Below are 22906 nucleotides of genomic sequence, written 5' to 3'. Positions count from 1 at the left end.
CCCCCGCAGCGCCCCCGCAGAGACCCATGGCGCCGGCGCCTCCGCCCGCAACGCCTCCGTCACCCGTTGCACCGCCGCCCGCCGCGGTCCCGTTCGCTCCGGCGGCGGGTCCGCCCCCGCCGCCCGGGTACGCGCCGATACCGGTGGCCCCGGCGGGGCCGTCCCCGCTCGGCGCCTTCTTCGGCCGGGTGTTCCGGGGCGACTGGGCGGGCTCGGTGAAGGCCGCCGCCTGGCCGAGCGGCCTGATCGTGGCGCTCGCGGTGGCGCTCTCCATCCCGACGTACGGACAGGGCGACGACATCGTCGTCGGCTGGAGCGACCGGCTGCGGCTCGCGCTCGCGATGCTGCTCCAGGCGTTCGGCGGCGGCTTCGAGGTGCGCCCGGCCGGGTCCGGCGGTCCCAACGGTTCCGGCTACGGCTCCGACTACGACTACGGCTCCGACTACGGCTCCGATTACGGCTCCGGCGGATCGGACTTCGGATCGGACTTCGGGAGCCTGGACCCGGGCACCCAGGGCAGTTACACGCTCTCCCTCGTCCCGCTCACCGTCACCGTGCTCTGGATCGGTGCGCTGATCCTCGGCGCCCGTGCGGCCCGCAGACAGGGCGGCGGTCTGGAGGCGGCGGTACGGATCAGCCTCGTGTCCACCGCGGCCGTCCTGCTCCTCGGACTCTTCGCGCAGCCCGAGGTCGCGGACGTCGAGGTCTCGTCCGCCCCGGTCCTTGCCGCGCTCGGCGCCCTCGTCATGGCTCTGCTGGTCACCGGCGGTGTCCTGCAACGCGACGCGGCGGCCCAGTGGCTGGCGGGCCGGCCCGGGGCGCAGACCCTGGTGCGGGCCGCCGGTTCGGCGGTCCGGGCGATGGGAGCCGTGCTGCTGCTCTGCTCCCTGATCGGCTTCGTCCTGTACGCCACCGCGGACGACGTCGACGGTCAGGCCCTGCTGATCGCCCTGCCGGTGCTGCCCAACATCGGACTGCACGTGCTCGGCCTGAGCTGGGGCGCCCACATCGAGTACGACATCCAGGGGTGGCTGGACTTCTCCGGCTCCGGTCTGCGGGACAGAGGCTTCGGCCTGTCCGGTCTGGAGGACGAGTTCGGCGGCTGGGCCCTGACCGGGGCGCTGGCCACCGGTGTCGTCTGCGCGCTCATGGTCGGACTGCTGGCCGCGCGCCGCTCGGCCGGCCGGGGCGAACAGGCCACCGCGGGCGGGCTGTTCCTGCTGTTGTTCCTGCTGCTGGCCGGGCTGGGCGGAGTCTCCAGCGGCCTCACCGACAGGGATGACCGAGGCACCGCCGAATTCGCCCTGAACCTGCCGGAGGTACTGCTGTTCGGCCTGCTGTGGGTGGGCGCCGCCGTGCTCGTCGCGCCGTACCTGCTGCGGCTGACGGGGCGGGCGAAGGCGGCCCCTCCGGCGTACCCGGCACCTCCGGGCCCGTAGGCCCCGAGGTGCGGCGTCACCGGTCCAGCTCCAGCCGGAAGCACCGCACCTCCTGGCCCGCCCGGGGCGTCGTGAAGCTCTCCGCCTCCGCCATGCCCAGGCGCCGGGCCACGGCGATCGACCGCTCGTTGAACGCGTCGATCGTCGCCACCACCCGCTCCACCCCGGCCGCGCGCAGCCGCTCCAGCGTGAGGCGCGCGGCCGCGGTCGCGTAACCCCGGCCCCAGGCGGACCGGGTCAGCCGCCAGCCGATCTCGGTCTCGCCCACCGGTCCGTACGCGCTCTGCGGCCACGGCTGCGCGCCCGTGAAGCCGAGCACCTCGCCGTTCCCGTCCAGCACGGTCCACAGGCAGAAGCCGAGTTCCGCGTCGTGCCTGCGCTGACGGGCGGTCCACTCCTCGTACAGGGACAGCTCCTCGGACGTACCGCCGAAGAACTCCATCACCTCCGCGTCGTCGAAGGCGCGGTGCCAGGACACCGCGTCCTCGTCGGTCGGGACACGCAGGGTCACGACGGGGAGTGCGGGAGGTGCGAGCGACATCGGGGAGCCCTTCGGAAGGTTGATCGGCAGGCCCCCATAGACTGCCCTGGCCATGTGCCGCGCGGCACGCGAATGCGAGTCTTCGGGAGATCCGACCGTGACCGAGCCCCTGTCCGAACACAGCGCGGATGTGATCGTCGTCGGGGCAGGCCCAGCCGGCTCCACGACCGCCTACTACCTCGCCAAGGCCGGACTCGACGTCCTGCTCCTGGAGAAGACCGCCTTCCCGCGCGAGAAGGTCTGCGGTGACGGCCTCACGCCGCGCGCCACCAAGCAGCTCGTCTCCATGGGCATCGACATCTCCGAAGAAGCCGGCTGGATGCGCAACAAGGGCCTGCGCATCATCGGCGGCGGTGTCCGGCTCCAGCTGGACTGGCCGGATCTCGCCTCGTACCCGGACTACGGACTGGTCCGCAAGCGCGACGACTTCGACGAGCAGCTGGCCCGCCAGGCGCAGAAGGGCGGCGCGCGGCTGTACGAGCGCTGCAACGTCGGCGCCCCCATCAAGGACGAGCGCACCGGCCGGATCATCGGCGTGCACGCGAAGCTCGGCGAGGAGAAGACCCCGGTCACCTTCCACGCCCCGCTCGTCGTCGCCGCCGACGGGAACTCCACCCGGCTCTCCGTCGCGATGGGCCTGCACCGCCGCGAGGACCGCCCGATGGGTGTCGCGGTGCGTACGTACTTCACCTCGCCCCGCCACGACGACGACTACCTGGAGTCCTGGCTGGAACTCTGGGACCGGCGCGGCGCCGAGGACCGGCTGCTGCCCGGCTACGGCTGGATCTTCGGCATGGGCGACGGCACCTCCAACGTCGGCCTCGGCATCCTCAACTCCTCCTCCGCGTTCAAGGAGCTGGACTGGCGCGAGGTCCTCAAGGCCTGGTGCGCGTCCATGCCGGAGGACTGGGGCTACACCCCCGAGAACATGACGATGCCGATCCGCGGCGCCGCCCTCCCGATGGCCTTCAACCGCCAGCCGCACTACACCAAGGGCCTGCTGCTCGTCGGTGACGCGGGCGGCATGGTCAACCCGTTCAACGGCGAAGGCATCGCGTACGCCATGGAGTCGGGCCAGATCGCCGCGGACGTCATCGTCCAGGCGCACGCCCGCGCGACCCCGGCCCAGCGCGAACTGGCCCTGAACAACTATCCGAAGGTGCTCAAGGAGACCTACGGCGGCTACTACACGATGGGCCGCGCCTTCGTGAAGCTGATCGGCAACCCCAAGGTCATGAAGGTCGCCACCCAGCGCGGCCTGACGCACCCGCTGCTGATGAAGTTCACCCTGAAGATGCTCGCCAACCTCACCGACCCGACGGGCGGCGACGCGATGGACCGCATCATCAACGGGCTCTCGAAGGTGGCTCCGAAGGCCTGACCGGGCGGGCAGGGCCGCTCCGCCTCGCCGGCCGGTGTCACTGACGGTCGGTCGGCGGAGGCGGCGGCGTACGCATGACGACGGGCGGGATGGGCCTTCTGCCGGGGATGTTGATCCGGATCCGGGTGGTGAGAGTGGTGGACCGGGGTCCGTCCGGCACCGGCGGGGGCGGGATCGTGGCCGGCGGTGGCCGCTCCGGGTTCTGGCATGCGGCACACGGACAGTACTTGTACGGGCGGCCCGGACCTGCGGGCGGAGCGAACCAGTCCGGTGCCCGCGGCGGACTGCCGGGGGGCGGCCCGCCGGGCGTTGCCGCGGCGCCGATGTACTGCGGCCGGGTGGGCGGCTGATCCGGCGGACGGGACCAGGCCGGCTTCGGTACCCGACGGGGGAGCGGTGCGCGGGGAACCGAGGCGGGGAGCCGCAGGACCAGGGTCGGGGTGTCCAGGGGATGGGGCGGGGACGGTTCGGATGCCTGTGCGGGCACACAGTCGGCGCAGAGGGCAGCGGTCCACCCTCGCGCGCCGTTGTAGCCGAAGGACGGCCGGCGGCACTGCGGACAGGCGAGCTCTCCGCGCCGCTGCGCCTGGTCCACGAGCAGTTCCCGGGTCATACGGGCCGACTTCCGTCCGGCGCCGCTGTCCTGATGGGGGATGTCGACCAGCAGTTTGAGTCCGGGTTCCTTCCGCGCCGAGGACTCCAGGTCGCTCATGAGCAGTTGCAGGTCCCGCGGCGTGATGCGGTCATGTGTGATGAGACGGTCGTTCTGCGGGTGACGCGCACGGGTGCTGCTGCGGTCCGCGTCCGCCCGGTCCCAGGCCTTCCCCCATTCCGCGAGGTCGGCCCTGCGGATGCCGCAGGCCTCCGCGAACGCGAGGACGAAGTCGCGGCTCGGCGTCGACCGCCCCTTGAGGACCCGGCCGGCCGTACTGCGAGGGAGCCTTCCCACACTGCCGAGGCGCGGGTCCAGGCTCCGCAGCGGAGGGCTTCCGTCGTCCTGGTACAGGTCGACGATGGCGGAGTGCAGGTCTGCGAAGCCCTTGACGACGCTGATGTGCGCTCCGCCACGGTGCCCCGTGAGCACGCCCTGGGCGCGGACCTCGTCGCGGCGGGCGTGCTTCCACAGGCGTTCGGCCTCTTTCGTGCTGCGGCCGCAGGCCCGTGCGTAGGAGGTGACCACGTTCAGGTTCTGCGGCACGCCGCATCCGGAGGCGGCGCGCGCGAGAGTGTCGGCGCTGAAGTCCGTACGAGCGGCGAGCTGGTGGTAGGTCAGCCCGGCCTCATCACGGCCTGCTCGCAACCATGTCGCCAGTGCGCCCAGGGACTTGCTGCACTGGGAGATCGGCTTCTCGCGGCGCCCCATCGTCGGTCAGACCTCGGCCGGGCCCGGCTCGGTGGAGTCGTCGCGCAGCCGTCGAAGCAGCCGGATGCCCAGGACCGTCGCCTCGGCGAGCAGTACGGCCGCGCTGATGACCGGGAGTCCGGCGAGGGCGAGAGTGGTGGTTGCGACGACGATGACGATCAGGACGACGACTTCGGGGACGGTGAGAGGCCGGGACGGCACGGCATCGAACGTGCCGCAGAGCAGGCTGTCGTTCATGTTTGTTCTCCAGACGTACGTGTATTGCGGGCGAACAGGTGTGTGGTGCAAGGCGGTTGCCGCCGCCTGTGTAGGTATTGATGTTGCAGCATGCGCGGCGTCCGGACTATCCCCAGGCACGCCGTAACCGCACGGGTGTCCCTGTGCCGAACTGGGCGGACCATCGACATTCGCGGGGCTTCTCGCCTGGTCAGGGCAGAGATGAGGCGCATGTTTCCGCAGATCCGTCCCACCTTTTCGGTGTCCGCTTTGGAGGGGTAAGTGGATAAGCGCGCTGGCGTCCCGCCGACTTGTACCCCTTCCGGCCATGGCCGGAAGCGCTTCGTCCCAGCTCATGGGCTCGGAGCGGTCGTGTTATCCGCAGCCGTGTCTCCGTATTGACCTGACGGCGCGGATACCCGATCTTTGACGGTGCGCCCGCAGCAGGCCTGTTTCCGCTGCGGGGCTCTCCGATGTACTGCGGGCAAATTCAGTTCCGGAGAGGGAGCGGACTCGTTGCCGCGAGCGGCTCCTCAAAGGTCCTGGCACCGCGATGGCGGTGCCAGGACCCACGCCCCCGGACCCTCGCCCTGGTCGACCGCGCAGCAGGGACGGCCGCGAGATGGCCTCGAAGTGGGCCTGCCTATACTGCACTTCGCTGAAGTCATGGCATCAGGCCATGTACACGAGGTGAACGGGGAACAGGCAATGAGCAAGGTACGCACCAGAGTTGTCGCACTGTGTACGGCGGTTGTGGCCTTTACAGGGATTGCGGTCACGGTGGGGGCGGGCAGTGCGAGCGCGGGGGTGGATAGGTTCGAGATCTCCCCGGTGGCTGCCGACGGAAGCCGGACCATCGAGTTCTACTGGACCTGCAATGGCGCATGCGGCCTCGCGGGAAGCGCCCACTGGCAGGCCAACGGCGACACGCTCATCGCCAAGGATGTCAACGCGGACGGGTGGGGGATCGAGGCTCGTATGAGTACGGGCCGGGTCGCCTCGACCCGAGGGTTGAGCTCTCCTGTCACGGTGAAGAAGACAGGGGACCTCACGGAGGGCAACTGGTACAACATCCAGCTCTGCCTGGTCAAGGGCTCCGACGAGTCGTGCTCCGACGGGTGGTCGGTCCACGCCTGAGGATCCGGCTCCCGCAGGAATGACGAGGCGCCCGTAGGGGCGAACCCGAGGGGCGTTGCAACACGTGGCCGATGGTTTAGGCTGCGAGCGGTTTGGGCAGGCGCTCGGCTGGGGTTTCCCGGCCGAGCGTTTTGCGTGGGCGGCTGTTGAGTTCGGCGGCGACGGCATCGAGGTGCTCGCGGCTGTGGGTGGCGAGGCCGGTGGTCTTGGGGGAGCGCGGGCGGAGCAGGCCGTTGGTGTCTTTGTTCGCGCCGCGCTGCGAGGCGAGGGGCTGCCGGGGCCGCAGAAGCAGACGCAGCCCCCGTTCTGCCGACACCTTTGACGATGACGACTACCCCGCCCACACCATGGGCCGGGCCGCGGAAACGCTCGGCGCCGCCCCCGCCTTCCTCCGTGCCCTCGGTGAGAACCGGCTTATCACCCCCTTGCGTTCGGATCAGTGTGCTCTCGACGGAGGCCCCGAGGGGGTGAGCGTCAGGTGGAGCACGGGGCGTACGTGCCACTCGATATGGCGCCCCTTGCGGAGCAGCAGCGTGAACCCGCAGGGCTCGCCGCGATGCAGCGCCCCGAGCGCCTGGACCCAGCCGCCCTGGTCGGCCCAGTAGAGCGCCCGAGCCGCTTCGTGCGGGGTCAGCCCCAGGACGTGGCTCGCGCGGAGCTGGACGCGGATGACGCGGATCGCCTCACGGGGGCCGGCCAGGACGCGGAGGTCGACGGGTTCGGGGACGAAGCCGGTGGCGGGGCCGTACCGAAGCACTTCGAACCGGAAGCCGCGTGCGACGCGGGCCTCGAAGGGGGTGACTTGGGGTGATGTACGCATGGTCGACCGTCCGATCACGGCGTGGGGGTGCGCGGAATGAGCGCGTGGCCCTCAACGGGCGCTGATGCAGGGGCAGTTACGAAGACTTCACGCGCGGCCGAGCGGCGCGCTCGATCGGCGTTGCGACGTAGGGTGACGGTAGCGTCACTGCGGCGTGCGGTGCAACAGTGGGACGTCCCTAAGTTGCGCCGCACCATGCGAAATGCCCTCCGCCTGGCATGCAGGCGGAGGGCACTCGGTTGGGTTGGTCAGATCAGGTGGTCGAACTCGCCGGCCTTGACACCGAGGACGAAGGCGCGGAGCTTGGCGACGCTCGTCGTGACGACCAGGTCGGGGTCATCGCTCTCGCGCATCTTGATTGCGCCGTCCACGGGCGCCAGCTCGATGCAGCTCTGGTTGTTGTCCGCTCCCGAGAATGACGACTTCTGCCAGTTGATTTCGTCGGTCATATCGCTTCGACTCACGTTTCCTGTGCGATGGATTGGATGAACTGGGCTGAGTCCTCCGGGCCGAGGGAGATCGACTCGACGGAATCAAGCAGCTCTCGGTACCTGGCGAGTTGCGCTTCGGCGTCCAGGAATCCAGCGTCGAAGGCGCTGTCGATCTGTACGGTGTCGAGCGCCGGAATGCTGGCTCCGGCGTACAGCATCGAATGTGCCGATCCGGTGATCTGTGCCGTGAACGGGATGATCCGGATCGTTACGGACGGCCAGGTGGACGCTGTGTGGAGGAAGTTGAGCTGCTCGCGCATGGTGTCGGTGTCGCAGTAGCGCATGCGGAGCGCGGCCTCGTGAACAAATGCCTCGAAGGAGGTCGGGGCGGGCCGGTCGAGAATGTCGCGACGCCTCGCGCGATGTTCGACACGGGCGTTCAGCTCGGCGGTCGGAAGGTCGGAGACGCCGCTCCGGATCAGATCCCGTGCGTACGACTCCGTCTGGAAGATCCCTGGAATGTGCAGCATCTGAATGGCGCGGAGGTAGGTGGCGCGGTGCTCCAGCTCGGCCAGGTCCAGGAATCCCGGCGAGAGCACGCCCCGATAGTCGTCCCACCATCCCTTCGTGCGCTCCTCGGCCATGCTCGCGAGGGCGTCCACCAGGTGCTTGTCGCCGGCCGAGTAATGGGCGGCCAGGCGGCGGACGCGCTGGTCGCTCACGCCGTAACGGCCGGATTCGATGTGGCTTATCTGGGCGCGCTCGCCACCCAGGAAGGCGGCGGCCTCGCTCCCCGACATTCCGGCGCGCTCGCGCAGCTTGCGCAGCTCCGCGCCCAATCGCTTCTGCCTGGCGGTCGGGTAGCTCCTTGGCGGCATCGGCCCTCCCTTTCGTGCGGCTATGAGTGTGCCGCCCCACTGTGCCACTGGTCCACTCGTATGAGTGTTACGGCCGTCCCACTGTTGCGCCGTCCCAATGTTGTGCCCTAGCGTCCAATGGTGTCGACCGGAAACGGCTCGGTGTCTCGAAGTGCAGCCCCCCGCAAGCGAGTTCGCCTCGCCCGGGACCGGCCGATGCCACGGTTCACCGGAAGCGCCCGCAGACGTACCGGAGAACCGCTCACGCAGGGAGACCGCGCCATGACCTCCGTAACTCTTCCGCCCCCGCCCGCACCCTTCCTCCCGCAGCGCGGCGAGCGCTACCGGCTCGTCGCGCCGAACACCCCCGCCGCGCCCCGCGTCACACGCGACTTCGTGGGCACCCTGCTGCGGACCACCGGGCATCCCGGACTGGTCGACGACGCCCGGCTGTGCGTGAGCGAGGTGGTGTCCAACGCGTACCGCCACACGTCGTCGGCGCGCATCCGGGTCGATGTCACGGTGAACCGCCGTCAGGTCATGGTCTACGTGACCGACGACGCACCGGGCCTGCTGCCGAAGCCGGGCGCCGAGCCGCACGCGGAGGGCGGGCGCGGCCTCGTCATCGTGGAGAGCCTGACGGACCGCTGGGGGACCACGACGCGCGGCGGGCGGGTACGGACCGCCAAGACGGTCTGGTTCGTTCTCGTCGAACGCGCCCCGGACCGCTGGTGAACCGGGGAACGCGCCCGCGTCGTCAACGGCTTGGCGGGGGCGCCGCCCCGGGGCGGCCCTTCGCCCGGAGGGCGACGAGCACCACCAGGCCGGCCGTCACCGCCCCGCACCACATCACCGCGCCGAGCGAGGCCCGGTCGACGACGTGGCCGCCCGCCAGCGCGCCGGCGGCGATCGTCGCCTGGAAGGACGCGGTGAACAGGACCGTGGCCGCCTCGGGGTTCCGTGGTGCGGCGCGGGCGAACCAGGTCTGTGAGCAGACCGGTACCGCGCCGTAGCCGAGGCCCCAGAGGACGAGGAGTGCGAGCGCGCCCGCCTCGGACCGGCCGAGGACGGGCAGCAGGGCCGTCGCGGCGGCGATCGTCGCGGCGGCCGACGCGAACGCGGTGTGCGGGCGGTGCGTCACCAGGGCGCCCCCGAGGAAGTTGCCGGCCACGCCCGCGGCCCCGTAGACGAGCAGGAAGCCGGTGACCGTCCCCGGACCGGCGTGGGTGAACTCCCGCAGAAACGGCGTTACATACGTGTACGTGCCGAAATGTGCCAGGACGACGAGGAACGTCAACAACAGCGCGAACCGGGTGTCCGGGCCGCGCAGCAGGGCGCGGAGCACGGCGGGGCGGGTGACCCGGTCCGGTGGCAGCGCGGGCAGAGTCAGGAGCAGCAGGGCCAGCACGCCCGTGGACAGCAGGCCCATCGTGACGAACGCGGTGCGCCAGCCCGCCAGATCGCCGATGAGGGTGCCGGCGGGGACGCCGAGCACGGAACCGAGGGGGACGGCGGCGAAGATGACCGCCGTCGCCCGGCCGGCCGATGCCGGGCGGACCAGCCGGCCGGCCAGACCGGCGCCGATCGACCAGAAGCCGCCGATGGTGATGCCGACGAGGACCCGGGCGACCAGCACCAGCCAGTAGGACGTCGCGGCCGCGGTGAGGAAGTCGGCCACCGCGAGCAGCAGGACGAGGGCGCAGAGCATCAGCCGGCGGTCGGCGCGGGCCGTTGCGAGGGTCACCACCGGGGCGGCGACGGCGGCGAGGAGGCCCGGCATCGTCATCATCAGGCCCGCCGTGCCGTCCGCGACGCCGAAGTCGGCCCCGATGGGCTTCAGCAGGCCGATCGGCAGGATCTCGGTGGTGACGACGACGAAGATGCCCAGCGTCACGGAGAGGACGGCCAGGCGGCCGCGTAAGGGCGTCCGGGACGTGGTGCCGGTGTGGGGGGTGGTCGTGGTGGACATGACGGGGCCGTCCTGTGCTCGGTGACGCGGGGGCTGTTCGCCCCAGTTCACAAGCTCCGGCGGACGGAGTCCGGCAGGTTCGCGACCTCACCCGTGGCCGCCGGGGGTGACGTCGCGAACCGGCCGGAAACGACGAAGGACCGCAGCTCCCGAGCGGGGGAGCGACGGCCCTTCGATGTGCGCCGAGGCGCTTGTGAATCCGTGAACTCAGAGGACGCGGACCGCGCCCGACGGCGGGTCGTAGTCCAGGGACTTCTGCACCACACCGGTGGAGGAGTTCTGCGCGCCGACGAACTGGCCGCCGCCCACGTAGATACCGACGTGGTACGCGCTGCCCGCGCCGCCCCAGTACAGGATGTCGCCCGGCTGGAGGTTGCTCAGCGAGACCTGGGTGCCCGCGGTCGACTGGCTCTGCGAGACGCGCGGCAGGTCGACGCCCACCGTGCGGAACGCGGCCTGGACGAGGCCGGAGCAGTCCCAGGAGTTGGGGCCGGTGCCGCCGGACACGTACGCGTCGCCGACCTGCGCCTGCGCGAACGCGACGACGGAGGCGGCGGAGCCCGTGGCGGTGGAGCTGTACGACGTCGTGGCGGACGACGAGGAGCCCGAGGAGGAGGAGCCGGAGCCGGTGGAGGCGCTCAGCGTCGTGCGCGCGGCGGAGCGGGAGGCGCGCTCGGCGGCCTCCGCCTTGGCCTGCGCTTCGGCCTTCGCCTTGGCTTCGGCCTTCTTCTTGGCCTCGGCCTTGCGGACCGCCTCGGCCTTGGCCTTCTTGGCGGCCTTGGCGGCGGTGGTGGCCGCCGCTTCCTCGTGCGCCTGCGTCTCCAGGTCCAGGGCGACCTGCTGCGTGGCCTCGGCGGACGCCGCGACGGTGGTGGAGAGCCCGGCCGTGATGGTGGGCATCTCGATGGTCTGGGTCACCGGCTCGGCGGCCTGGGCCGGACCGGCAGCGCCTGCGACCGCGATGGTGCTGAGGACGCCACCGGCAACTCCGGCCCGCAGCGCCGTCTTCGAGGCGTTTCGGCGGGGCTTCCGGTGGCTGGGTATGAGAGCGGTGTGGGACATGGGTACTAGCGCTATCAGGGCCTCAGGGGTCCCATCAAGAAACGTGTGTTGCGACACAGTTACGTCCGGAACCTGTGAATCCGCTTTCTGGGAGCCCTTATTGACGCCGTAACGGGCAAATCGGGCATGCGTCAACACGGCTGTGATCACGGGCTTTCGGCAATACGCCCGAATTGCCCGTCACTTACCATCCGTTCACACGGTTGGCCAAGCCCGCTTGTGTGGCGGCCTTTGTGGAGTGACGCAGGTCACAGCATGCTCTCGGTGTGATGGGCATACGAGGGCCCGGCGCGCGGGGCCTCCCGCCGGCCGGGAACTGACGGCACATCGCGACCGATTCGCCCTGTAAGGGGTGGATGTCGAGATGCATCCACTTCGTCCCGAGCGGCCTCCCGTGCGAGTGACCCGCCCTGATCGCAGAGTGGGGCAGATCCCTTTATCACCCGATCGAGTCCATCGCCAATTTGGCGCATGCTGCTGCGGCTTGATAGGGCGACACCCCTTTGACCAGCGGTAACGGCAGTGGATGTCACGTCTCGTGATCACTCGGCCGCTTCGCGTATGAAGATCACCGCTCATCCGACTTCATGATCGTTCGTCAGGTGGTGGAGATCACAAAGGCGTTGTCGTACCCCGTGTCGCAGATCACAGGACGGCAGGCATAGGATGCGGGGCAGTCGGGCTTGTGAACTGCCTCACATGTGCACGATCTTGGTGAGGTGGCGAGCCAGGTCGCCCGATGCGGTCCAACGGTCAAGGACGACTGGAAGGAGCGAGGAGCGTGAATGCCTACGCGCCCATCCTCGTGCTCGGTGCCCTCGGGGCGGGGTTTGCGATCTTCTCCGTGGTCAGTGCCACGCTTATCGGCCCCAAGCGGTACAACCGGGCGAAGCTCGAAGCGTACGAGTGCGGTATTGAACCCACCCCGACTCCAGCCGGAGGTGGCCGTTTTCCCATCAAGTACTACCTGACGGCGATGCTCTTCATCGTCTTCGACATCGAGATCGTCTTCCTCTATCCCTGGGCGGTCACCTTCGACGCCCTCGGGATCTTCGGGCTCGTCGAGATGCTGCTCTTCGTGCTCACCGTCTTCGTCGCCTATGCGTATGTATGGCGTCGCGGCGGCCTGGAATGGGACTGAGGGGCTGAGGGGCACATATGGGACTCGAAGAGAAGCTGCCCAGCGGCTTCGTGCTGACCACTGTCGAGCAGGCCGCCGGCTGGGTACGGAAGTCCTCCGTCTTCCCGGCCACGTTCGGACTCGCCTGCTGCGCCATCGAGATGATGACGACCGGGGCCGGGCGCTATGACCTGGCCCGGTTCGGCATGGAGGTCTTCCGCGGATCGCCGCGCCAGGCGGACCTGATGATCGTGGCGGGGCGGGTGAGCCAGAAGATGGCGCCCGTCCTGCGGCAGGTCTACGACCAGATGCCGAACCCCAAGTGGGTCATCTCCATGGGCGTTTGCGCGTCATCGGGCGGAATGTTCAACAATTACGCCATTGTTCAGGGTGTTGATCATATTGTCCCGGTTGATATCTATTTGCCGGGCTGCCCGCCGCGGCCCGAGATGCTGATGGACGCGATCCTCAAGCTCCACCAGAAGATCCAGGGCTCCAAGCTCGGGGTCAACGCCGAGGAGGCCGCCCGTGAGGCGGAGGAAGCGGCGCTCAACGCACTGCCCCTGATCGAGATGAAGGGGCTTCTGCGATGAGCGACCAGGAGCAGAACGGCAACGGCGTCCCCGCCCCGCGCGACGAGCACGGCGAGGTCATCGGCGTACGCAAGGGAATGTTCGGCGCCGACAACGGCGGCGACACCTCCGGCTACGGCGGCCTCGTCCGTACCGTCGCCCTGCCGGGCGCCACCTCGCGCCCGTACGGCGGCTGGTTCGACGAGGTGGCCGACGAGCTCGAAGGGGCCCTGGAGGAACAGGGTCTGCTTCCCGACAACGCCATCGAGAAGACGGTCGTCGACCGCGACGAGCTCACCTTCCACATCGCCCGCGAGCACCTGCCCACCGTCGCCAGGACCCTGCGCGACGACCCGGCACTGCGCTTCGAGCTCTGTACGGGGGTGAGCGGCGTCCACTTCCTCGGTGACAAGGGACGCGAGCTGCACGCCGTCTACCACCTGCGGTCCCTCACCCACGGCCGGCTCATCCGGCTGGAGGTCTCCGCGCCGGACAGTGATCCGCACATCCCGTCCCTCGTCGCGGTCTACCCGACCAACGACTGGCACGAGCGCGAGACCTACGACTTCTTCGGGCTGATCTTCGACGGGCACCCCGCCCTCACGCGGATCATGATGCCGGACGACTGGCAGGGCTTCCCGCAGCGCAAGGACTATCCGCTCGGCGGCATCGCCGTCGAGTACAAGGGCGCCCAGATCCCGGCTCCGGACCAGCGGAGGTCGTACTCCTGATGACCACTCCCCACGCAACACCCAGGGCCACGACCGAGGGGACTGTATATACAGTCACCGGCGGCGACTGGGACGAGGTCGTCGAATCGGCGGTCAAGTCCGACGACGAACGCATCATCGTCAACATGGGGCCCCAGCACCCGTCCACGCACGGCGTGCTCCGGCTGATCCTGGAGATCGACGGCGAGACCGTCACCGAGGCCCGCTGCGGCATCGGCTACCTCCACACCGGCATCGAGAAGAACCTCGAATTCCGGAACTGGACGCAGGGCACCACGTTCGTCACGCGCATGGACTACCTGACGCCGTTCTTCAACGAGACGGCGTACTGCCTGGGGGTCGAGAAGCTCCTCGGCATCGAGGACCAGATCCCCGACCGGGCCACCGTCCTGCGCGTGCTCCTGATGGAGCTCAACCGGATCTCCTCGCACCTGGTGTGCATCGCCACCGGCGGCATGGAGCTCGGCGCCACGACGATCATGATCTACGGCTTCCGCGATCGTGAACTCGTTCTCGACCTCTTCGAGCTGATCACCGGCCTGCGGATGAACCACGCGTTCGTCCGCCCCGGCGGACTCGCCCAGGACCTGCCCCCGGGCGCGGTCGACCAGCTGCGCGAGTTCGTGAAGACCATGAAGAAGAACCTGCCGGAGTACGACAAGCTCGCCACCGGCAACCCCATCTTCAAGGCCCGCATGCAGGACGTCGGCTACCTCGACCTCACCGGCTGCATGGCGCTCGGCGCCACCGGCCCGGTCCTGCGCTCCGCCGGACTCCCGCACGACCTGCGCAAGACCGACCCCTACTGCGGGTACGAGAACTACGAGTTCGACGTCCCCACGGCGGACAGCTGCGACGCCTACGGCCGCTTCCTCATCCGGCTGGAGGAGATGCGCCAGTCGCTGCGCATCGTCGAGCAGTGCATCGACCGGCTGGAGCCGGGACCGGTCATGGTCGCCGACAAGAAGATCGCCTGGCCCGCGCAGCTCGCGCTCGGACCGGACGGACTCGGCAACTCGCTCGACCACATCAAGAAGATCATGGGCACCTCCATGGAGGCCCTGATCCACCACTTCAAGCTGGTGACCGAGGGCTTCCGGGTCCCGGCCGGGCAGGCGTACACCGCGGTCGAGTCGCCCAAGGGCGAACTCGGCGTGCACGTCGTCTCGGACGGCGGCACCCGTCCCTACCGGGTCCACTTCCGTGACCCGTCGTTCACCAACCTCCAGGCCATGGCAGCGATGTGCGAGGGCGGCCAGGTCGCCGACGTCATCGTCGCCGTCGCATCCATCGACCCCGTGATGGGAGGCGTCGACCGGTGACCGAAGCACGTAGCGAAGTCAGTCTGGGGATGCCGCAGCTCCCCGCCCCCGCCTACCCGGCCGAGGTGCGCGCCAGGCTCGAAGCGGATGCGAAGGAGGTGATCGCCCGCTACCCCGGCAGCCGCTCCGCGCTGCTGCCGCTGCTGCACCTCGTGCAGTCCGAGGAGGGGTACGTCTCGCGTACGGGCATGGCGTTCTGCGCCGAACTGCTCGGCCTCACCACCGCCGAGGTCACCGCGGTCGCCACCTTCTACACGATGTACCGGCGCAAGGCCGGCGGCGACTACCAGGTCGGCGTCTGCACCAACACGCTCTGCGCGGTGATGGGCGGCGACGCCATCTTCGACCGGCTCAAGGACCACCTCGGCGTCGGCAACGACGAGACGACCGAGGACGGCAAGGTCACTCTCGAACACATCGAGTGCAACGCGGCCTGCGACTTCGCGCCCGTCGTGATGGTCAACTGGGAGTTCTTCGACAACCAGACGCCCGAGAGCGCGACGCAGCTCGTCGACGACCTGATCGCCGGCCGCACCGTCGAGCCGACCCGCGGCGCCCCGCTGTGCTCGTACAAGGAGACCGCCCGGATCCTGGCCGGCTTCCCCGACGAGCGCCCCGGCGCGGTGGAGGCCTCCGGCGGCGCCGGACCCGCCTCGCTCATCGGCCTGAAGCTGGCCAAGGGCGAAGCCGGGCCGCAGGCGCGCGTGGTGGGACCGCGAGGCGAGGCGCCGCGCGACGAACCGCAGAAGGGCGCCGAACACCTCAGCTCCCATGACGCGCCACAGCAGACCTCGGCCTCCGACCCGGACCACCCGGCCGGTCCCGCCGCCGAGGAGGGGGAGTGATGACGTTGGCCGCCGAAATCGACAAGAACGGGACCAGTCCCGAGAAGCTTCTCGCGCCTGTCCTGTCCGCCTTCTGGGACCAGCCGGAATCCTGGACCCTGGAGACCTACCGCCGCCACGAGGGATACGAGGGTCTGCGCAAGGCGCTGGCCATGTCCCCGGACGACCTCATCGCGTACGTCAAGGACTCCGGTCTGCGCGGCCGTGGCGGCGCCGGCTTCCCCACCGGGATGAAGTGGCAGTTCATCCCGCAGGGCGACGGCAAGCCGCACTACCTGGTGGTCAACGCCGACGAGTCGGAGCCCGGGACCTGCAAGGACATCCCGCTCCTCTTCGCCAACCCGCACAGCCTGATCGAAGGCATCGTGATCGCCTGCTACGCGATCCGCTCCTCGCACGCCTTCATCTATCTGCGCGGCGAAGTCGTCCCCGTACTGCGGCGGTTGCACGAGGCCGTACGCGAGGCGTACGAGGCGGGCTATCTCGGTACGAACATCATGGGCTCCGGACTCGATCTGGAACTCACCGTGCACGCGGGCGCCGGTGCGTACATCTGCGGTGAGGAAACCGCACTGCTCGACTCGCTCGAAGGACGCCGCGGCCAGCCCCGGCTGCGCCCGCCCTTCCCCGCGGTCGCCGGTCTGTACGCCTGCCCCACTGTGGTGAACAACGTCGAGTCCATCGCCTCGGTTCCCTCGATCCTGAACAAGGGCAAGGACTGGTTCAAGTCCATGGGCAGCGAGAAGTCCCCGGGCTTCACGCTGTACTCGCTCAGCGGCCATGTCTCGGGACCCGGCCAGTACGAGGCACCGCTCGGCATCACGCTGCGCCAGCTCCTCGACATGAGCGGCGGGATGCGCCCCGGCCACCGGCTGAAGTTCTGGACCCCGGGCGGCTCCTCCACCCCCATGTTCACGGAGGAGCACCTCGACGTGCCCCTCGACTACGAGGGTGTCGGCGCTGCCGGATCCATGCTCGGCACCAAGGCGCTCCAGTGCTTCGACGAGACCACCTGCGTGGTGCGGGCCGTCACCCGCTGGACCGAGTTCTACGCCCACGAGTCCTGCGGCAAGTGCACGCCATGCCGTGAGGGCACGTACTGGCTGGTCCAGTTGCTCCGCGACATCGAGGCCGGCAAGGGCCAGATGTCGGACCTCGACAAGCTGAACGACATCGCCGACAACATCAACGGCAAGTCCTTCTGCGCCCTCGGCGACGGCGCCGCCTCGCCGATCTTCTCCTCGCTGAAGTACTTCCGCGACGAGTACGAGCAGCACATCACCGGCAAGGGCTGCCCCTTCGATCCCGCCAGGTCGACCGTCTGGGCCGACGACAAGAACGCATCCCAGGGGGTGAACGCATGACAGTCACCACGAGTGCGCCCTCCGGGGGCGGCGAGGCGGCGCTCCCGCCCGAGGACCTGGTCACGCTGACCATCGACGGCATCTCGATCAGCGTGCCCAAGGGCACCCTGGTCATCCGGGCCGCCGAACTCCTCGGCATCGAGATCCCGCGCTTCTGCGACCACCCGCTCCTCGACCCGGCCGGCGCCTGCCGCCAGTGCATCGTCGAGGTCGAGGGCCAGCGCAAGCCGATGGCGTCCTGCACCATCACCTGCACCGACGGCATGGTCGTCAAGTCGCAGATCACCTCGCCGGTCGCCGACAAGGCACAGCGCGGTGTGATGGAGCTGCTGCTCATCAACCACCCGCTGGACTGTCCGGTCTGCGACAAGGGCGGCGAGTGCCCGCTGCAGAACCAGGCGATGTCGCACGGCGACGCGACCTCCCGCTTCGACGGGAAGAAGCGGACGTACGAGAAGCCCGTCCCGATCTCCACCCAGGTGCTGCTGGACCGTGAGCGGTGCGTGCTCTGCGCGCGCTGCACCCGGTTCTCCAACCAGGTGGCGGGCGACCCGATGATCGAGCTGATCGAGCGCGGTGCGCTCCAGCAGGTCGGCACCGGCGAGGGCGACCCGTTCGAGTCGTACTTCTCCGGCAACACCATCCAGATCTGCCCGGTCGGGGCGCTGACCTCGGCGGCGTACCGGTTCCGCTCCCGCCCCTTCGACCTCGTGTCGACGCCCTCGGTGTGCGAGCACTGCGCGGGCGGCTGCGCCACCCGCACCGACCACCGGCGCGGCAAGGTCATGCGGCGCCTCGCCTCCAACGACCCCGAGGTCAACGAGGAATGGCTCTGCGACAAGGGCCGCTTCGGCTTCCGCTACGCCCAGCAGCGCGACCGGCTCACCACCCCGCTGGTCCGTAACGAGGCGGGCGAGCTGGAGCCGGCGAGCTGGCCCGAGGCGCTGGCCGCCGCGGCCGCCGGACTCTCCGCCGCACGCGGCAGGACCGGTGTCCTCACGGGCGGCCGGCTGACCGTCGAGGACGCGTACGCGTACAGCAAGTTCGCCCGGGTCGCCCTGGACACCAACGACATCGACTTCCGGGCCCGGGTGCACAGCGACGAGGAGGCCGACTTCCTGGCCGCCCGCGTCGCGGGACGCGGCCGTGACCTGGACGGTTCGGGTGTCACGTACACCTCGCTGGAAAAGGCCCCGACCGTGCTGCTGGTCGGGTTCGAGTCCGAGGAGGAGGCGCCCGGCGTCTTCCTGCGGCTGCGCAAGGCGAACCGCAAGCACGGACAGCGCACCTTCTCCGTCGCCTCGCACGCCACCCGCGGCCTCACGAAGGCGGGTGGCACGCTGCTGCCCGCCGCCCCCGGCACCGAGACCGAGTGGTTGGACGCGATCGCGGGCGGGGTCGGCCTGGACGGCGACGGTGCCGTCGCGGCCGAGGCGCTGCGCGGTGCGGGCGCCCTGATCGTGGTCGGCGAGCGGCTGGCCGGAGTGCCCGGCGGGCTGACCGCCGCGGTACGGGCGGCCACCGCGACCGGGGCCACCCTGGTGTGGATCCCGCGCCGGGCCGGCGAGCGCGGTGCGGTGGAGGCGGGCGCACTCCCGTCGCTGCTGCCCGGCGGCCGCCCGGCCACCGACCCGCGGGCCCGGGACGAGGTGGCGGCCGTGTGGGGCGTCGCCGAACTCCCGTCCCGCTTCGGCCGCGACACCGGCCAGATCGTCGAGGCCGCGGCCACCGGCGAGCTGGGCGCGCTGCTCGTCGCCGGTGTCGAGGCCGACGACCTGCCCGATCCGGCCCGGGCCCTGGAGGCCCTGGACCAGGTCGGCTTCCTGGTCTCGCTGGAGCTCCGGCCCAGCGAGGTCACCGACCGCGCCGACGTGGTGTTCCCGGTGGCCGCGGTCGCCGAGAAGTCCGGCACCTTCCTCAACTGGGAGGGCAGAGCGCGGATGTTCGAGGCCGCGCTGAAGCCCGAGCAGATGACGCGGAACCTCGCGCCGGGCGATGCCCGGGTGCTGCACATGCTGGCCGACGCGCTCGACGTCCACTTCGCGCTGCCGGACCTGAAGTCCGTACGCCGCGAGCTGGACCGGCTCGGCGGCTGGCAGGGGACGCACGCCGACGACCCGCGCGCCTCGGCGAAGCCGCTGCCCCGGCCCGGCGACGGCGAGGCCATCCTCGCGGGCCACCGGATGCTGCTCGACCTGGGCCGGCTCCAGGAGGGCGACGAGGCGCTGGCCGGGACCCGGCACGCCGCGGTCGCCCGGCTCTCCGCCGCCACCGCGGCCGAGACGGGCGTCAAGGACGGCGATCTGCTGGCCGTGTCCGGCCCGGCGGGCAGCGTACAACTGCCGCTCCGGGTCACCGAGATGCCTGACCGGGTGGTCTGGGTGCCGCTGAACTCCGTCGGGCGGGGTGTCCCGGCCGACACCGGTGCCATGTCCGGCGGTCCGGTCCGGATCGGTCCCGCCGCACCCGGCATTTCCGACGTCACACCGGAGGTGGGGGCGTGAGTGCCTTCGCTCAACTGGCCACGGCCCCGCACGGCGCCGTGCTCGCCGCCGAGGACCTGTCGATGTTCGGCACCGATCCGTGGTGGCTCGTCGTCATCAAGGCGGTGTTCTGCTTCGCGTTCCTGATGGTGACCGTGCTCTTCTCCATCGTGTGGGAGCGCAAGGTCGTCGCCTGGATGCAGCTGCGCATCGGCCCCAACCGGCACGGTCCCTGGGGCATGCTCCAGTCGCTCGCCGACGGCATCAAGCTGATGCTGAAGGAAGACGTCATCGTCAAGCGGGCGGACAAGGTCGTCTACGTCCTCGCCCCGATCATCGCGGCGATCCCGGCGTTCATGGCGATCGCGGTCATCCCGTTCGGACCGTCCGGCAACGAGGTCTCGATCTTCGGGCACCGTACGGCGATGCAGCTCACCGACCTGCCGATCGCGATGCTCTACATCCTCGCGGTCGCCTCGGTCGGGATCTACGGCATCGTGCTGGCGGGCTGGTCCTCCGGATCGACGTACCCGCTGCTCGGCGGGCTCCGGTCCTGCGCGCAGATGATCAGTTACGAGATCGCGATGGGCGCCGCGTTCGCCTCGGTCTTCCTCTACTCCGGGTCGATGTCGACCTCGAAGATCGTGGAGGCGCAGGAGGACCGCTGGTTCATCATCCTGCTGCCGGTCTCCTTCATCATCTACATCGTCACGATGGTCGGTGAGACCAACCGCGCCCCGTTCGACATGCCGGAGTCCGAGGGCGACCTGGTCGGCGGCTTCAACACCGAGTACTCGTCGATCAAGTTCGCGATGTTCATGCTCGCCGAGTACGTCAACATGGTCACCGTCTCCGCGGTCTCCACGACCCTGTTCCTGGGCGGCTGGCGGGCCCCGTGGCCGATCAGCACCTTCTGGGAGGGCGCGAACCACGGCTGGTGGCCGATGCTCTGGTTCGTCCTCAAGGTCCAGCTGCTGCTGTTCTTCTTCATCTGGCTGCGCGGCACGCTGCCCCGGGTCCGCTACGACCAGCTGATGAAGCTGGGCTGGAAGGTCCTGATCCCGGTCTCCGTCGTCTGGCTGATGATGGTCGCGACGGTGCGGGCGCTGCGCAACGAGGGCTACGACTTCTCGAAGATCCTGCTCTATGTGGCCGGGGCCGTGATCGCGGTCCTGCTGATCTCCTTCGTCGTCGACATCTTCCGCGACAAGAAGGGCCGGGAAGCCGCGGCCGAAGCGGAACCGGAGTCGGCGTTCGACCCGATGGCGGGCGGGTTCCCGGTGCCGCCGCTGCCCGGACAGACCCTGCCGCCCGTGCCGCGGCGCAGGCCGCGCCGCGAGCGGGAGCTCGTTGTCAGTGGCGGCGTGGATACTCAGAGTGACGGAAATCCGAGTGACGGAAAGGAGGCCGACGGTGTCTGAACTGTCTGAGTCGCCGGGGTCCAAGAAGCCGGCGAAGTCCACGCAGGCTTCCGGTTCCTCGGAGGCCCCGGGATCTTCGCGGTCCTCGGATTCTTCGGAGGACAAGTTCCAGAATCCGGTGGCCGGCTTCGGCGTGACCTTCAAGGCCATGTTCAAGAAGCGGCTGACCGAGCAGTATCCGGAGACGCCGAAGGTGACGGCGCCGCGCTTCCACGGCCGGCACCAGCTCAACCGCCACCCGGACGGCCTGGAGAAGTGCGTCGGCTGCGAGCTGTGCGCCTGGGCCTGCCCGGCGGACGCGATCTACGTCGAGGGCGCGGACAACACCGAGGAGGAGCGCTACTCCCCGGGGGAGCGCTACGGCCGCGTCTACCAGATCAACTACGCGCGCTGCATTCTCTGCGGACTGTGCATCGAGGCCTGCCCGACCCGGGCGCTCACGATGACCAACGAGTTCGAGCTCGCCAACACCACCCGCGAGAGCCTCATCTACACCAAGGACGAGCTGCTCGCGGGCCTGGAGGAAGGCATGGTCGACAGCCCGCACGCGATCTTCCCCGGCACGGACGAACAGGACTACTACCGGGGCCTGGTGACCGAGGCCGCTCCCGGTACGGAACGCCAGCTCGCCGTCTCCAAGGGCGAGAAGCCGGACGACGGGGCCGACGAGAGCAACGGCGCGGCGAAGGAGGTGGACGCATGACCGGCCTGGCCGCTGCGGCCTCCCAGACCTCGACTGGTGAGGCCTTCCAGTTCTGGGTACTGGGCACGGTCGCCGTGATCGGCGCCCTGTCCACCGTACTGATGAAGAGGGCGGTGCACAGTGCGCTGAGCCTCGCCGGGACCATGATCATCCTGGCGGTGTTCTACCTCGCCAACGGCGCCTACTTCCTCGGCATCGTCCAGGTCGTCGTCTACACCGGCGCGATCATGATGCTGTTCCTCTTCGTGGTCATGCTCGTCGGTGTCACGGCGGCGGACTCGCTGAAGGAGACCCTCAAGGGCCAGCGCTGGCTGGCCGCCGGATGCGGGCTCGGCTTCGGCGTCCTCCTGATCGCCGGCATCGGCAACGCCTCGCTGAACAGCTTCAACGGACTCGGCACGGCCAACGCGGAGCACGGCGGAAACGTGGAGGGGCTCGCCAGCCTCATCTTCACCAAGTACGTCTTCGCCTTCGAGATCACCGGCGCGCTGCTGATCACCGCGACGGTCGGCGCGATGGTGCTCACGCACCGCGAGCGCACCGAACGGGCCAAGACCCAGCGGGAGATGTCCGAGGACCGCGTGCGCAGCAACCACCTGCCGCCGCTGCCCGCACCCGGCGTCTACGCCCGGCACAACGCCGTGGACGTCGCCGGACTGCTCCCGGACGGCACACCGTCCGAACTCACCGTCATGCAGACGCTGCGCAAGCGCGGCCAGATGCGCGATGTGTCCAACGAGTCGCTGGCCGGCCTCAAGGCACTGGAGCAGCGCTCCGGTGAGCGGCTCGGCCGGGACACCGCAGAAGAAGAGGAGGTCGCCAAGTGAATCCGGTCAACTACCTCTATCTCGCCGCTCTGCTGTTCACCATCGGCGCGGCCGGGGTGCTGATCAGGCGGAACGCGATCGTGGTGTTCATGTGCGTGGAGCTGATGCTCAACGCCTGCAACCTCGCGTTCGTGACCTTCTCCCGGATGCACGGCAATCTCGACGGCCAGATCATCGCCTTCTTCACGATGGTCGTCGCCGCCGCGGAGGTCGTGGTCGGGCTCGCGATCATCGTGTCGCTGTTCCGTTCCCGCCACTCGGCCTCGGTCGACGACGCCAGCCTGATGAAGCTGTAAGGGGCG

General features: G+C 69.6%; 23 protein-coding genes and 2 pseudogenes. 16 read left to right on the top strand and 9 right to left on the bottom strand.

Going from position 1 to position 22906, the window contains the following annotated elements; all coding sequences use genetic code 11:
• Positions 1-143: 143 nt before the first annotated feature.
• Positions 144-1439, top strand: a complete 1296-nt coding sequence (locus tag OG912_RS13045; RefSeq protein WP_327709468.1) for a hypothetical protein — start codon at positions 144-146, stop codon at positions 1437-1439.
• 16 nt (positions 1440-1455) lie between these two features.
• Here the strand turns inward: OG912_RS13045 and OG912_RS13040 are convergent, their stop codons facing one another.
• Positions 1456-1980, bottom strand: coding sequence for a GNAT family N-acetyltransferase (locus OG912_RS13040; RefSeq protein WP_327709467.1), 525 nt, complete (start codon positions 1978-1980; stop codon positions 1456-1458).
• A gap of 97 nt (positions 1981-2077) precedes the next feature.
• On the opposite strand from OG912_RS13040, the gene OG912_RS13035 reads away from it, so the two are divergent.
• Positions 2078-3361: a geranylgeranyl reductase family protein gene (locus OG912_RS13035; RefSeq protein WP_327709466.1), complete on the top strand. Its 1284-nt coding sequence runs from the start codon at positions 2078-2080 to the stop codon at positions 3359-3361.
• A 37-nt stretch (positions 3362-3398) separates the two neighbouring features.
• Here OG912_RS13035 and OG912_RS13030 read toward each other — a convergent pair whose 3' ends face one another.
• Together OG912_RS13030 and OG912_RS13025 are read right to left on the bottom strand one after the other, a co-directional pair.
• Positions 3399-4724 carry a helix-turn-helix domain-containing protein gene (locus tag OG912_RS13030; RefSeq protein ID WP_327709465.1) on the bottom strand — a complete coding sequence of 442 codons (1326 nt, stop codon included), beginning with the start codon at positions 4722-4724 and terminating at the stop codon, positions 3399-3401.
• A gap of 6 nt (positions 4725-4730) precedes the next feature.
• Positions 4731-4961, bottom strand: coding sequence for a hypothetical protein (locus OG912_RS13025; protein WP_327709464.1), 231 nt, complete (start codon positions 4959-4961; stop codon positions 4731-4733).
• An 810-nt stretch (positions 4962-5771) separates the two neighbouring features.
• On the opposite strand from OG912_RS13025, the gene OG912_RS13020 reads away from it, so the two are divergent.
• On the top strand, positions 5772-6077 hold the full coding sequence (locus tag OG912_RS13020) for a hypothetical protein (RefSeq protein WP_327709463.1): 306 nt from the start codon (positions 5772-5774) through the stop codon (positions 6075-6077).
• Between the two features lie 76 nt (positions 6078-6153).
• On the opposite strand, the pseudogene OG912_RS13015 reads toward OG912_RS13020, so the two are convergent.
• Positions 6154-6336 (bottom strand): annotated as a pseudogene (locus tag OG912_RS13015) (IS30 family transposase); the annotation flags it as partial.
• Here OG912_RS13015 and OG912_RS13010 point away from each other — a divergent pair.
• Positions 6320-6514: pseudogene (locus OG912_RS13010) on the top strand (hypothetical protein); the annotation flags it as partial. The pseudogenes OG912_RS13015 and OG912_RS13010 sit on opposite strands and share 17 nt — an antisense overlap.
• On the opposite strand, the gene OG912_RS13005 reads toward OG912_RS13010, so the two are convergent.
• The 3 genes from OG912_RS13005 to OG912_RS12995 all read right to left on the bottom strand — a co-directional run bounded on the left by OG912_RS13005 (position 6514) and on the right by OG912_RS12995 (position 8206).
• Positions 6514-6897: a hypothetical protein gene (locus OG912_RS13005; RefSeq protein WP_327713655.1), complete on the bottom strand. Its 384-nt coding sequence runs from the start codon at positions 6895-6897 to the stop codon at positions 6514-6516. The pseudogene OG912_RS13010 and the gene OG912_RS13005 sit on opposite strands and share 1 nt — an antisense overlap.
• Before the next feature lie 248 nt (positions 6898-7145).
• Positions 7146-7346, bottom strand: a complete 201-nt coding sequence (locus OG912_RS13000; protein ID WP_327709462.1) for a DUF397 domain-containing protein — start codon at positions 7344-7346, stop codon at positions 7146-7148.
• An 11-nt stretch (positions 7347-7357) separates the two neighbouring features.
• Entirely contained in the window at positions 7358-8206 is an 849-nt protein-coding gene (locus OG912_RS12995; RefSeq protein ID WP_327709461.1) for a helix-turn-helix domain-containing protein, read from the bottom strand.
• 261 nt (positions 8207-8467) lie between these two features.
• Here OG912_RS12995 and OG912_RS12990 point away from each other — a divergent pair, with 261 nt between their 5' ends.
• Positions 8468-8920, top strand: a complete 453-nt coding sequence (locus tag OG912_RS12990; RefSeq protein WP_327709460.1) for an ATP-binding protein — start codon at positions 8468-8470, stop codon at positions 8918-8920.
• 22 nt (positions 8921-8942) lie between these two features.
• Here OG912_RS12990 and OG912_RS12985 read toward each other — a convergent pair whose 3' ends face one another.
• On the bottom strand, positions 8943-10154 hold the full coding sequence (locus tag OG912_RS12985) for an MFS transporter (RefSeq protein WP_327709459.1): 1212 nt from the start codon (positions 10152-10154) through the stop codon (positions 8943-8945).
• A gap of 207 nt (positions 10155-10361) precedes the next feature.
• Positions 10362-11216 carry a C40 family peptidase gene (locus OG912_RS12980; protein ID WP_327709458.1) on the bottom strand — a complete coding sequence of 285 codons (855 nt, stop codon included), beginning with the start codon at positions 11214-11216 and terminating at the stop codon, positions 10362-10364.
• A 781-nt stretch (positions 11217-11997) separates the two neighbouring features.
• Between OG912_RS12980 and OG912_RS12975 the strand changes: the two genes are divergently transcribed.
• Genes OG912_RS12975 through nuoK form a run of 11 tightly spaced genes read left to right on the top strand, consistent with a single transcriptional unit; the run spans position 11998 to position 22900 of the window.
• Positions 11998-12357, top strand: coding sequence for an NADH-quinone oxidoreductase subunit A (locus tag OG912_RS12975; protein WP_123460983.1), 360 nt, complete (start codon positions 11998-12000; stop codon positions 12355-12357).
• 17 nt (positions 12358-12374) lie between these two features.
• Positions 12375-12929, top strand: a complete 555-nt coding sequence (locus OG912_RS12970) for a NuoB/complex I 20 kDa subunit family protein (protein ID WP_073964532.1) — start codon at positions 12375-12377, stop codon at positions 12927-12929.
• Complete coding sequence (locus tag OG912_RS12965; protein WP_326738026.1) at positions 12926-13639, top strand: NADH-quinone oxidoreductase subunit C; 714 nt, start codon at positions 12926-12928, stop codon at positions 13637-13639. The genes OG912_RS12970 and OG912_RS12965 overlap by 4 nt, the downstream gene beginning before the upstream one ends.
• Entirely contained in the window at positions 13639-14961 is a 1323-nt protein-coding gene (locus OG912_RS12960) for an NADH-quinone oxidoreductase subunit D (protein ID WP_326738027.1), read from the top strand. The genes OG912_RS12965 and OG912_RS12960 overlap by 1 nt, the downstream gene beginning before the upstream one ends.
• A 29-nt stretch (positions 14962-14990) precedes the next feature.
• On the top strand, positions 14991-15806 hold the full coding sequence (gene nuoE / locus OG912_RS12955) for an NADH-quinone oxidoreductase subunit NuoE (RefSeq protein ID WP_327713411.1): 816 nt from the start codon (positions 14991-14993) through the stop codon (positions 15804-15806).
• The gene (nuoF, locus tag OG912_RS12950) at positions 15803-17170 is read left to right on the top strand and encodes an NADH-quinone oxidoreductase subunit NuoF (protein WP_327709457.1); all 1368 of its coding nucleotides are present in this window, start codon (positions 15803-15805) and stop codon (positions 17168-17170) included. Before nuoE ends, nuoF begins: the two co-directional genes overlap by 4 nt.
• The gene (locus OG912_RS12945; protein WP_327709456.1) at positions 17167-19674 is read left to right on the top strand and encodes an NADH-quinone oxidoreductase subunit G; all 2508 of its coding nucleotides are present in this window, start codon (positions 17167-17169) and stop codon (positions 19672-19674) included. The genes nuoF and OG912_RS12945 overlap by 4 nt, the downstream gene beginning before the upstream one ends.
• A complete protein-coding gene (nuoH, locus tag OG912_RS12940) occupies positions 19671-21074 on the top strand; it encodes an NADH-quinone oxidoreductase subunit NuoH (protein WP_327709455.1) in 1404 nt (467 codons plus the stop codon). The genes OG912_RS12945 and nuoH overlap by 4 nt, the downstream gene beginning before the upstream one ends.
• Positions 21067-21777 (top strand): NADH-quinone oxidoreductase subunit NuoI, encoded by a 711-nt coding sequence (nuoI, locus tag OG912_RS12935; protein WP_327709454.1) that lies wholly within the window; start codon positions 21067-21069, stop codon positions 21775-21777. The genes nuoH and nuoI overlap by 8 nt, the downstream gene beginning before the upstream one ends.
• Positions 21774-22604 carry an NADH-quinone oxidoreductase subunit J gene (locus tag OG912_RS12930; RefSeq protein ID WP_327709453.1) on the top strand — a complete coding sequence of 277 codons (831 nt, stop codon included), beginning with the start codon at positions 21774-21776 and terminating at the stop codon, positions 22602-22604. Before nuoI ends, OG912_RS12930 begins: the two co-directional genes overlap by 4 nt.
• Positions 22601-22900, top strand: a complete 300-nt coding sequence (nuoK, locus tag OG912_RS12925) for an NADH-quinone oxidoreductase subunit NuoK (RefSeq protein WP_018101339.1) — start codon at positions 22601-22603, stop codon at positions 22898-22900. The genes OG912_RS12930 and nuoK overlap by 4 nt, the downstream gene beginning before the upstream one ends.
• Positions 22901-22906 lie beyond the last annotated feature (6 nt).

The sequence above is a fragment of the Streptomyces sp. NBC_00464 genome (assembly GCF_036013915.1).
Classification (GTDB): Bacteria; Actinomycetota; Actinomycetes; order Streptomycetales; family Streptomycetaceae; genus Streptomyces.
The sequence above is the reverse complement of the archived record's forward strand: the minus strand, read 5'-3'. Positions and strand labels throughout refer to the sequence as shown.